At 65.2% G+C, this 1,019-nt stretch carries 1 protein-coding gene and 1 pseudogene; both read left to right on the forward strand.

Features of this window, described 5'->3' with window-relative positions; translation table 11 throughout:
* A pseudogene (locus tag ABT116_RS50390) lies at nt 1-543 on the forward strand (hypothetical protein); the annotation flags it as partial.
* 149 nt (nt 544-692) lie between these two features.
* On the forward strand, nt 693-1,019 hold a 327-nt coding region (locus ABT116_RS50395), incomplete at its 3' end, for a hypothetical protein (RefSeq protein ID WP_351648584.1).

A 1,019-nucleotide genomic window follows, 5' to 3' on the forward strand; every position in this document is an offset into this window, starting at 1 on the left:
GCATCTGGGGCGCGTCGACGACATGGAGATGGTCGGCTTCCGTTCGGCAATCTCTTCGGCCTGGCCGCAGTAACGGCCGAGGTGGAGGCAACGGCTGCGCCGACGCTCAACGGCATCATCACCGACATGGATCTGAGCATCCCGGTGCGGATGAAGATCAACAACGCGTTCCTCGGTGACAACTGCTACCTGGGTTCCGCAGCGGCGCCGGTGAATCTCCGTCTCGCGCCTGACCCGTCGGTGGTGCCGACCTACACGGTGCTTCCGTCGACTGCGCTCAAGGTGAGCCCGGTCGGGAACGAGGCCACCGGCTTCGCGCTTCCCGCCGCCAGTGGCTGCGGGCCCTTCGGAGTGCTGAATCCGATCGTCAACTGGCGCGCAAAGGTGCCGGCCACGTCGGGAACCTCGCTCAGCACGATCGCCGACGCCTACCTGTACCCGGGCGGCCTCACCGGTAGCGATCCTCTCGACGATCTCGGTGGCGGAACAGGATCCAGCGGTTCCAGCGGCTCGAGCGGTTCGTCCGGAAGCTCCGGTTCCTGAAACTCGAAGGCCCAGACGCAGCGGTGGTGACGGAATGTCATCACCGCTGCGGCGTCCGACCTGTAATAACCTGTGCCTCAGGGTGGGCGAAGGCGGCACTCCATCAGGAGGGCCTGCGCGGCCACGAAATCACAGGGGAGTCCTCAAACATGTTTCGAGACAGCGTTCTTGCCGGTCCGGTCCTGCGGCGGGGTGTGACGGCACTGGCCGTTGCGGCCGCAGCCACCATGTTTGTCGGCACTGCAGCAACGGCGGAGCCGGCAGCAGTCGCCGGTGAGGTGTCCGCGGACTCCATCGCGGCAGCCCGTGCGCAGGCCATCGGAACGACGGTCACCGTCGTGGGAACCGCGACTACGCCGTCCGGAGTATTCGAATCCAGCTTCTACGACAAGGGCTTTGGTCTCCAGAGCGGCAATTCGGGCATCTACATCAGCGATCCGAACAACTCCGGGATTGCTCTCGGCGATCAGGTTCAG

It is taken from the genome of Streptomyces sp. NPDC002130 (assembly GCF_040296465.1).
GTDB lineage: Bacteria > Actinomycetota > Actinomycetes > Streptomycetales > Streptomycetaceae > Streptomyces.